Source organism: Streptomyces sp. IBSBF 3136 (assembly GCF_036815105.1).
Classification (GTDB): Bacteria; Actinomycetota; Actinomycetes; order Streptomycetales; family Streptomycetaceae; genus Streptomyces.
Genome location: NZ_JAJSZC010000314.1, coordinates 1 through 10397 on the forward strand (window position 1 = coordinate 1; position 10397 = coordinate 10397).

Sequence of the window (10397 nt, forward strand, 5' to 3'; positions counted from 1 at the left end):
TGCCCGCCCTGCCTGCCCTGCCAGCTTGGCCCGCCGGGCCGCCGCTGTGAGATCTGTCGGCTCCGCCTGCTCCGCCGAACCCGCATGCTGGACTCGCTCGGCCAGAGCCGCCCTCTGTGCCCTCCGCACCCTATGTGCCCGCTGGGCCCCCGGCGGCCGTCGACTTCGCTCAGATCGTGGCTCAGCCACCGTCTGGAGTCTCGGGGCGATCACCGTGCTGTGCGTCGTCTTCGGCGCCGTGCTGGCGCTCGGGCAGGCCGTTGTCGTCCGGCACCGGGCGGCCGGGGCCGCGGACCTGGCGGCACTGGCGGCTGCGGACCACTGGTTCGAGGGCGGCTCGGGGGCCTGCGCCCGGGCGGATCGGGTGGCGCGGGCCCAAAGCGCCCGGTTGGTGCGGTGCGCGATCGTGGGCGAGACCTCCGACGTGACGGCGGCGTCGGGGCGGGGGCCGTTCGCGGCGGAGGTCAGGGCCAGAGCGGGGCCCGCGGGTCCGGTGCCGGCCGGACTGGCACCCGGGCCCGCGGGGTCGGTGTCGACCGGACTGACGCCCCAGCCTGCGGGGCCGGTACCGGCCGGGCTGGCGCCAGGGCCCGCGGGGCCGGTGCCGGCCGGACTGAGGCCGGGGCCTGTGGGGTCGGTGTCGACCGGACTGAGGCCGGGGCCTGTGGGGTCGGTGCCGACCGGACTGACGCCGGGGCCCGCGGGGCCGGTGTCGACCGGACTCGCGCCGACCGGACTGGCGCCGACCGTGCTCCCGGGCGCGGCGCCCGCCACGGAAGCCGCACGGCTCGGCTCTCCGCTCAGCCCTCCGCGGCCTCCTGGCGGCCCGCCGGCGGCGCATGCTGATCCGTCGGCTCCTCCTGCGGCGCGCCGCGCAGCAGCACCGTGAGGAGCCGTACCGCGCCCCTCTTGTGCAGCGGGTCGTTGCCGTTGCCGCACTTGGGGGACTGGATGCAGGAGGGGCAGCCGGACTCGCACTCGCAGGACGCGATGGCCTCCCGGGTGGCGGCGAGCCAGGCGCGGGCGGTGTGGAAGGCGCGCTCGGCGAAGCCCGCTCCGCCGGGGTGGCCGTCGTAGACGAAGACCGTGGGCAGGAGCGTGTCGGGGTGTAGCGGTACCGACACGCCGCCGATGTCCCAGCGGTCGCAGGTGGCGAACAGCGGCAGCATGCCGATCGAGGCGTGCTCGGCGGCGTGCAGGGAGCCGCCGAGGATCTCCGGGGGGATCCGGGCCTCGTCCAGTTGGTCCTCGGTGACCGTCCACCACACCGCGCGGGTGCGCAGCGTACGAGGAGGGAGGTCGAGTTTCGTCTCGCCCAGCACTTCGCCCGTGATGAGCCGTCGACGGAGGAAGGAGACCACCTGGTTGGTGACCTCGACGGAGCCGTAGCACAGGCGGCCCGAGCCCCAGGGCACCTCGACGTCCGTCTCCAGGACGGAGATGGCGGTGGTGTCGCGGGCGACCGTGGAGTACGGCGGTTCGGCCTGTTCGACCAGGGCGACCGAGTCCTCCAGGTCCAGGGAGCGCACCAGGTAGGTGCGGCCCTGGTGCAGGTGGACGGCGCCCTCGTGGACCGTGGAGTGCGCGGCGCCCGCGTCGACCGTGCCGAGCAGCCGGCCGGTGGCCGCCTCGACGACCTGCACCGGGCGTCCGCCTGCGCCGCGGATGTCGGTCAGGTCGGCCGCCCGCTCCCGGCGCGTCCAGTGCCAGGCCTTGGTGCGGCGGCGCAGCAGCTTCGCGGCCTCCAACTGCGGCAGCAGGTCCGTGCACGCGGGGCCGAAGAGGTCCAGGTCCTCCTCGGTGAGCGGGATCTCCGCGGCGGCGGCGCACAGGTGCGGGGCGAGGACGTAGGGGTTGTCGGGGTCCAGGACCGTGGATTCGACCGGTTGGTCGAACAGCGCCTCCGGGTGGTGGACCAGGTAGGTGTCCAGCGGGTCGTCGCGGGCCACGAGCACCGCGAGGGCGCCCTGGCCGGAGCGGCCCGCGCGGCCCGCCTGCTGCCACAGGGAGGCCCTCGTGCCGGGGTACCCGGCGATGACCACGGCGTCCAGGCCAGAGACGTCCACGCCCAGCTCCAGGGCCGTCGTGGCGGCAAGACCGAGGAGCTCGCCGGAGTGCAGGGCGCGCTCCAGGGCGCGGCGCTCCTCGGGGAGGTAGCCGCCGCGATACGCCGCGACACGCCGGGCGAGGGAGCGGTCGACCTCGGCCAGCCGTTCCTGGGCGATCACGGAGATCAGCTCGGCGCCACGCCGGGAGCGCACGAAGGCGACCGATCGCACGCCCTGCACGGTGAGGTCGGTCAGCAGGTCGGCGGTCTCGGCGGTGGCGGTACGCCGTACGGGTGCGCCTCTCTCGCCGTGCAGCTCGGTGAGCGGGGGCTCCCAGAGGGCGAAGACGAGTTCTCCGCGCGGGGAGGCGTCGTCGGCGACCTCGACCACCGGCAGGCCGGTCAGCCGGCGGGCGGCGACGGCGGGCTCGGCGGCGGTCGCGGAGGCCAGCAGGAAGACGGGTGAGGCGCCGTAGCGGGCGCACAGGCGGCGGAGTCGGCGCAGCACCTGGGCGACGTGCGAGCCGAAGACGCCCCGGTAGGTGTGGCACTCGTCGATGACGACGTACTTGAGCGTTTTCAGGAAGGAGGACCAGCGGGGGTGGGACGGCAATATGCCCCGGTGGAGCATGTCGGGGTTGGTCAGGACGTAGTTCGCGTACTGGCGAATCCACTCGCGTTCCTCGAACGGCGTGTCCCCGTCGTACACGGCTGGCCGAACGGCGTTGCCCAAAGGTTGGGAAAGTTCTTTCACCGCCCGGCACTGGTCGGCCGCCAGGGCCTTGGTGGGCGCCAGGTAGAGGGCCGTGGCGCCCCGGCCGTTGGGGGCCTCGGAGCCGTCCAGCAGGGCCGTCAGGACGGGCACGAGGTACGCGAGGGACTTGCCGGACGCGGTGCCGGTCGCGACGACCACCGAATCGCCGTCCAGGGCGTGCTCGGCGGCCAGCGCCTGGTGGGCCCACGGGTGCTCGATACCGCACGCCTGTACGGCGGCGATCACTTCCGTGCGAATTCGATCAGGCCAGACGGCATGCCGACCCGCGCGCGGGGGCAAGTGCTCCGTATGAGTGATGCGCGCGGACCGGCTCGGCCCGGAGGCGAGTCGGTCCAGGACCATGCCCGGAGACGGGCGGGACGCCGGGTCTGCCAGGGGTCTGTCGGATCGGTGATTCTTGGCCATCGGCACCGAGTGTGTCACCGGCGTGACGGACAATGGGGCCAAGGCGTCGTGCACGCCTGCCGGTAAGTGATTGAATGCCATCGCGGCTGGCGTTGCGTCCCGGGGGCCGCAAGCCCAAGGTGTCCCGAGGGACGACCGCTCGATAGCAAGGTGCTGGAGGATCCGTGGACCTGTCCCTGTCGACCCGTACCGTCGGCGATCGTACGGTCGTCGAGGTCGGTGGCGAAATCGATGTATACACCGCGCCCAAGCTGCGCGAGCAGTTGGTCGAGCTGGTGAACGACGGCAATTTCCACCTCGTCGTCGACATGGAGGGCGTGGACTTCCTCGACTCCACCGGACTCGGCGTGCTGGTTGGCGGCCTGAAGCGGGTACGTGCCCATGAGGGCTCCCTGCGTCTGGTCTGCAACCAGGAGCGCATTCTGAAGATCTTCCGTATCACCGGCCTCACCAAGGTGTTCCCGATCCACACCTCGGTCGAGGAAGCGGTGGCGGCCACCGACTGACCCAGGGCCGGTCGCCGTGTCCGGACCGCTGGTCGGTCCGGACACCGGTAGGCCCCGGCCCCCGGCCGGTTCGTCGTGGGGGCCAGTAGTTCCGCAGGGGTGCGGGCTCTCGGCGGCCCCGCCCCGACAACGCACGCCCGTAGTCGCGAGGGGGATGCATGGCCACCGTCGAACTCCGCTTCAGCGCGCTGCCCGAGCACGTCAGGACCGCCCGGCTGGTGGCGGCAGCGGTGGCGCGCAGGGCCGGAGTGGACGAGGCCGTGCTGGACGAGGTCCGGCTCGCCGTGGGCGAGGCCTGCTCCCGTGCCGTCGGCTTGCACCAGAGCCACGCGATCGTGGCTCCGGTGAAGGTGGCGCTGATCGAGGAGGAGAAGCTGTTCTCCATCGAGGTCGGCGACGAGGCCCCGCACGCCGTACCCGCCGAGCGGGTGGCCGGCGGTGCGGCCGCCGACGCGGACGTGGAGGCCGAGGAGGACGAGATGGGCCTCGCGGTCATCAGTGGTCTCGTGGACGACGTGGAGGTGACCACGGGCGAGAACGGCGGGCTGATCCGCATGAGCTGGCCCACCGCGCCACCGGCGGTCGCTCTCGTCTGACCCCGCGCACAGCGCATCGAAGGGCCCTGCTGAGCAGGGCCCTTCCTGCTTTTCCGGGGCACCCGCCGAATTCGTGAAGGAATTCACGATCAATACCCCGATAATTTGATCAAGCATCAATGTGCCCGTCAATGCCCCAAGGGCGTTACTACTTTCGGGTTCAATGGGTTGACCTCGATCGTTTGCTGAAGTGGCACGAGAAGGCTAATTCCGTTTACCGTCCCCTGTTTAGATCACTCGGCGGTACCTAGAATCCGTCCACATCTTGAGCTCAGCCCAAGCGTCAAGGAGGACGAATGGCGGGGCTTTCTACCCCTCAGCAGTTGGGTCACCCGACAACACTCGCGGCAGCGGTCCTGACCGACGACAACCGGATCCTCGTGGCGGTGATCGCGGTGGTCGCCCTGGCCGCGCTCGCGGTCGCGGGCGTCCTGGTGCGTCAGGTGCTGGCGGCCGACGAGGGCACCGACAGCATGAAACAGATCGCCGAGGCGGTCCAGGAAGGTGCCAAGGCGTATCTCGCCCGGCAGCTGCGCACGCTCGGCGTATTCGCCGTCGTCGTCTTCTTCCTGCTTCTGCTGCTGCCCGCGGACGACTGGAATCAGCGCGCCGGACGATCACTGTTCTTCTTGATCGGCGCGGTGTTCTCGGCGGCCACCGGCTATATCGGCATGTGGCTGGCCGTGCGCAGTAATGTGCGCGTCGCAGCGGCGGCCCGGGAGGCCACTCCGGCACCCGGCGAACCGGAAAAAGATCTCACCACCGTCTCGCACACCGCGATGAAGATCGCATTTCGCACGGGCGGCGTGGTCGGCATGTTCACGGTGGGGCTCGGCCTGCTGGGCGCCTCCTGCGTGGTGCTGGTCTACGCGGCCGACGCGCCGAAGGTGCTCGAGGGCTTCGGCCTCGGGGCCGCCCTGATCGCCATGTTCATGCGTGTGGGCGGCGGCATCTTCACCAAGGCCGCCGACGTCGGCGCCGACCTGGTCGGCAAGGTCGAGAAGGGCATTCCGGAGGACGACCCGCGCAATGCCGCGACCATCGCCGACAACGTGGGCGACAACGTCGGCGACTGCGCCGGCATGGCGGCCGACCTGTTCGAGTCGTACGCCGTCACCCTGGTGGCCGCACTGATCCTCGGCAAAGTCGCCTTCGGCGACTCCGGGCTCGCCTTCCCGCTGCTCGTGCCCGCCATCGGGGTGATCACCGCGATGATCGGCATCTTCGCGGTCGTCCCGAGACGCGCCGACCGCAGCGGCATGACGGCGATCAACCGTGGCTTCTTCATCTCCGCGGTGATCTCCCTCGCGCTGGTCGCGGTCGCGGTCTTCGTCTACCTGCCAGGGAAGTACGCGGACCTCGACGGCGTCACCGACGCGGCCATCCGGAGCAAGGACGGCGACCCGCGCGTCCTCGCCCTGGTCGCGGTCGCCATCGGCATCCTGTTGGCCGCCGTGATCCAGCAGCTGACCGGCTACTTCACGGAGACCAACCGCCGCCCGGTCCGGGACATCGGCAAGACCTCCCTCACGGGCCCGGCCACCGTCGTCCTCTCCGGCATCTCGCTGGGCCTGGAGTCGGCCGTCTACACCGCGCTGCTGATCGGGCTCGGCGTGTACGGCGCGTTCCTGCTCGGCGGCACCTCGATCATGCTGGCGCTGTTCGCGGTCGCCCTGGCCGGCACCGGCCTGCTCACCACGGTCGGCGTGATCGTCGCCATGGACACCTTCGGGCCGGTCTCCGACAACGCCCAGGGCATCGCCGAGATGTCCGGTGACGTCCAGGGAGCGGGCGCGCAGGTGCTCACCAACCTGGACGCGGTCGGCAACACCACCAAGGCCATCACCAAGGGCATCGCCATCGCCACCGCCGTCCTCGCGGCCTCGGCGCTGTTCGGGTCCTACCGGGACGCCATCACCACCAACGTCCAGGACGTCGGCGCGAAACTCAGCGGACCCGGCTCGCCGCTGAGCCTGTCGCTGGACATCTCGCAGCCGAACAATCTGGTCGGGCTCATCGCGGGCGCCGCGGTCGTGTTCCTGTTCTCCGGACTCGCAATCAACGCCGTGTCGCGTTCGGCCGGTTCGGTGGTGTTCGAGGTGCGACGGCAGTTCCGTGAGAAGCCCGGGATCATGGACTACACGGAGAAGCCCGAGTACGGCAAGGTCGTCGACATCTGCACCAAGGACGCTCTGCGGGAGCTGGCCACACCCGGTCTGCTCGCCGTCATGGCGCCCATCTTCATCGGGTTCACCCTCGGCGTCGGCGCGCTCGGCTCCTATCTCGCGGGCGCGATCGGCGCGGGCACGCTCATGGCCGTGTTCCTCGCCAACTCCGGCGGCGCGTGGGACAACGCCAAGAAACTGGTGGAGGACGGCCACCACGGCGGCAAGGGCAGCGAAGCCCACGCGGCCACGGTCATCGGGGACACGGTCGGTGACCCCTTCAAGGACACCGCGGGTCCGGCCATCAACCCGCTGCTGAAGGTCATGAACCTGGTCTCGCTGCTCATCGCGCCCGCGGTGATCAAGTTCTCCTACGGCGACGACAAGAACATCGGGGCACGGATCGGGATCGCGATCGTCGCCCTGCTGGTGATCATCGTCTCCGTGTACGTGTCCAAGCGGCGCGGTATCGCGGTCGGCGACGACGAGAACGCGGAACGGGTCGCCAACTCGGCCGACGCGGCGGTGGTTTCGTAGGCCCTCTCCACAGGGTCCGGTCAACGGGCGGGGGGGGGGGGGGGGGGGGGGGGGGGGGGGGGGGGGGGGGGGGGGGGGNCCCCCCCCCCCCCCCCCCCCCCCCCCCCCCCCCCCCCCCCCCCCCCCCCCGTTCGTGTGCGGGTCTCCCGCGGGTCTCCGCTGCGGCTCCACCCATGCCGTGAGCCTTCTCTCCCATGGTGCGAAGAGTCACAAAAGCAGACCAATAGGCCGTTCGGTATACGGGGGGCGGCGGTCCGCCGTGTAGATTCCGGGGGCCGAGAGCCATGGAAGGGACCAATCCGGTGAACAAGAAGCTCACGGCCGCACTGTCCGGCGGTGCGGTACTGGTAGTGGCGCTGTCGGGATGCAGCAGCAACAAGGACAGCGGACCCGATCCCAAGCTGGTGGCCTGGGCCAAGACGGTGTGCGACGCGGTGCCCGCGCAGGACGCGAAGATCAGGGCGGCGAACGCGTCGATAGCCAAGATCGCCACGGACAGCAACCTGCCGCCCAAGACGGCCAAGGAGACCTACGCACAGGCCTTCCAGGACATGGCCGACGGCTACAAGGGGCTCGCGGCGGCCATCAGCAGCGCCGGAGCGCCCCCCGGCGTCGAGGGCGGTGCCAAGCGCCAGCAGGACGCGGCCAAGAACCTCAACGGCCTCGCCACCTCGTACAGCGACCTGAAGAAGAAGGTCGACGGTCTGGACACCAAGGACCAGGGCAAGTTCGCGAGCGGGCTGCACGACGTCGCCGACCAGACCAAGGCCATCGGCCAGCAGAGCAACAACGGCACCGAGGCGCTCAAGCGGCTGGAGCAGGGCGACGTCCAGGCGGCGATCGCCAAGCAGCCCAGCTGCAAGGTGGCCGGGTCTGCCACGGCGTCCACGTCGGCCTCCACGACGGCCGGCTGACATCGGCGGGGGCCGGCTCCGCCGCGCCGGGTGACACCGGTGGTGTCGGGCCCGGCTGAGTCGGCTGACAGTGGCGGTGGTGCGCCCCGGCTCGCGGCTGACACTGGCGGCGGTCCGGCAACGGCCATGCTGCCCGGCACCGGTGACACCGGCTGACAGCGACGGGGACCGGCTCCGCCGCGTCGGCTGACAGTGGCGGCGGTGCGGCCCGGCTGCGTCGGCTGACAGTGGCCTCGGTCCGGCCCGGCCATGCTTTCCGGCACCGGTGACGGGCTCGGCCCGGTGGGACCGGCTGACAGCGGCGGGGAACGGCCAGGTCGAACGACACCGGTGGTGCTCCGGCCCGGCTGTGCCTCGGCCGACATCAGTGGCCGGCCTGGCCCGGTGGTGTCGGCCGGCAGCGGCGGTTCTTCGGCCCGGTCGCGTCGGGAGGCACCGGTGGCGTTCCGGCCCGGACGCGGCGCCGGGGCGGCCTTCGGCAGCGCCCGCGGGCCACAATGGGGGCGTGACTGACACCGGCCTCGCCACCCTGCCCGCCACCGACCGGCCCGACGTCGCCGCACGCCTGCGCGACGCCCTGCTCGCCGCCTCCTTCACCGCCGACGGGCTGCTCGATCTGCTCGGCGCCCCCGCCTACGCGGCGCTGGCCCGCAGTGAGACCGTGCCCGCCCTGCGGGCCACCCGCGGCGACACACCGCTGGAGACCCTCGTCCGGCTGTTCCTGCTCCAGCAACCGGCGCCCCACGCGCGCGTGGCGGCCGTTCTGCCGGTCGACGAGGCGCTGGAGAGCGGCTGGCTCACCGAGGCGGGCCACGGCCAGGTGGCCGCGACCGTGGACGTACGGCCCTTCGGCGGCCCCGACGGCGAGGACTGGTTCATCGTGTCCGACCTGGGCTGCGCGGTCGGCGGCGCGGCCGGCATCGGGCAGCGCGCCGAGGAGGTCGTCCTCGGCGTCGGCGGCGCCTCCACCACGCTCGCCGGCATCACCGTCCGCACCCCCGTCGGCTCGGCCCTCGACCTCGGCACCGGCTCCGGCATCCAGGCGCTGCACGCCTCCCGGCACGCCACGCGCGTGACGGCCACGGACGTCAACCCGCGCGCGCTGCACATCACCGCGCTCACGCTCGCGCTCTCCGGCGCGCCGGCCGCCGACCTGCGCACGGGTTCGCTGTTCGAGCCGGTCAAGCAGGACGAGACGTTCGACCTGATCGTGTCCAACCCGCCGTTCGTGATCTCCCCGGGCGCCCGGCTGACGTACCGCGACGGCGGGATGGGCGGGGACGATCTGTGCCGCTCGCTCGTTCAGCAGGCGGGGGAACGACTGAACCAGGGCGGGTTCGCGCAGTTCCTCGCCAACTGGCAGCACGTCGCGGGGGAGGACTGGCAGGACAGACTCAGGTCGTGGGTGCCGCGCGGGTGCGACGCCTGGATCGTGCAGCGCGAGGTGCAGGACGTCACGCAGTACGCCGAGCTGTGGCTCAGGGACGCCGGCGACCACCGCGGGGACCCCGCGGAGTACCAGGCGCGGTACGACGCCTGGCTGGACGAGTTCGAGGCGCGCAAGGTCAGGGCCGTCGGCTTCGGCTGGATCACCCTGCGCAGGACCGGGGCGGCCGAGCCCTCCGTCACCGTCGAGGAGTGGCCGCACCCGGTCGAACAGCCGCTCGGCGAGGTGATCCGAGCGCACTTCGACCGGCTCGACTACCTCCGGGAGTACGACGACGCGGCGCTGCTCGAAGGTCACTTCAAGCTGGCCGCCGAGGTGGTCCAGGAGCAGGTCGGGCTGCCCGGTGCGGAGGACCCGGAGCATGTGGTGCTGCGCCAGCACCGCGGGATGCGCCGCGCCACCAAGGTCGACACGGTCGGCGCCGGCTTCGCCGGGGTGTGCGACGGCACGCTGAGCGCCGGCCGCATCCTGGACGCCATCGCCCAGCTCGTCGGCGAGGACCCGGTCCTGCTGCGCGACCGCACGCCCGCACAGATCCGGCTCCTGGTGGAGCAGGGCTTCCTCGAGCCCCAGGTGTGACGCCGTCCCGCGACCGCGGGACTGTGAGAAGGAGCACGTGGGTGTGGGGGCGCCGTGCCGCGACACGGCGGCGTGCGGGTCGCACTGCGGCCGGCGTGGGGCCGCGCTGCGGTGCCCCGGACCGGGCGCTGTGCCGTCCGCCCCCGGGGCGGTGCCGCACGCCCCACCCCGGCCGGGGCGCCGAGCCGGCCACCCGGGGCGTGGGCTGAGTCACCTACCCCAGCTCAGGCGGGGTGCCGCGGGCGATGCCCTGTCGGGCGCTGTGCCGCGGCGCCCCAGGCCAGGCGCAGTGCCGTGAAGTGCTGTGATTCCCGGCCGGGGTCCTGCTCTGTGGCGCCCCGGCCGGGATCCGCGCCGTGACCGGCTGCGACGACCTGGGGCACCAGTCGTGCCGCCGAGCCCCAAACTGCCTGCCCCGCTCCGGGC

The 10397-nt window shown here is 72.2% G+C and carries 7 protein-coding genes; 6 read left to right on the forward strand and 1 reads right to left on the reverse strand.

Annotated features, from left to right (window positions below; genetic code table 11):
• Positions 1–214 precede the first annotated feature (214 nt).
• Positions 215–889 (forward strand): Rv3654c family TadE-like protein, encoded by a 675-nt coding sequence (locus V7E45_RS40795; protein WP_443056338.1) that lies wholly within the window; start codon positions 215–217, stop codon positions 887–889.
• Here V7E45_RS40795 and V7E45_RS37215 read toward each other — a convergent pair.
• Entirely contained in the window at positions 801–3308 is a 2508-nt protein-coding gene (locus V7E45_RS37215) for a DEAD/DEAH box helicase (RefSeq protein WP_333778709.1), read from the reverse strand. The two genes, V7E45_RS40795 and V7E45_RS37215, sit on opposite strands and share 89 nt — an antisense overlap.
• An 83-nt stretch (positions 3309–3391) precedes the next feature.
• Between V7E45_RS37215 and bldG the strand changes: the two genes are divergently transcribed.
• The 5 genes from bldG (at position 3392) to V7E45_RS37240 (ending at position 9971) form a co-directional block, all read left to right on the forward strand.
• The gene (gene bldG / locus V7E45_RS37220; RefSeq protein WP_010986038.1) at positions 3392–3733 is read left to right on the forward strand and encodes an anti-sigma factor antagonist BldG; all 342 of its coding nucleotides are present in this window, start codon (positions 3392–3394) and stop codon (positions 3731–3733) included.
• Between the two features lie 158 nt (positions 3734–3891).
• A complete protein-coding gene (locus V7E45_RS37225) occupies positions 3892–4329 on the forward strand; it encodes an ATP-binding protein (RefSeq protein ID WP_333778710.1) in 438 nt (145 codons plus the stop codon).
• 296 nt (positions 4330–4625) lie between these two features.
• Positions 4626–7031, forward strand: coding sequence for a sodium-translocating pyrophosphatase (locus V7E45_RS37230; RefSeq protein ID WP_333778711.1), 2406 nt, complete (start codon positions 4626–4628; stop codon positions 7029–7031).
• A gap of 302 nt (positions 7032–7333) precedes the next feature.
• Complete coding sequence (locus V7E45_RS37235; RefSeq protein ID WP_333778712.1) at positions 7334–7945, forward strand: small secreted protein; 612 nt, start codon at positions 7334–7336, stop codon at positions 7943–7945.
• A 505-nt stretch (positions 7946–8450) separates the two neighbouring features.
• Positions 8451–9971: a class I SAM-dependent methyltransferase gene (locus V7E45_RS37240; RefSeq protein ID WP_333778713.1), complete on the forward strand. Its 1521-nt coding sequence runs from the start codon at positions 8451–8453 to the stop codon at positions 9969–9971.
• The last annotated feature ends 426 nt before the right edge of the window (positions 9972–10397 follow it).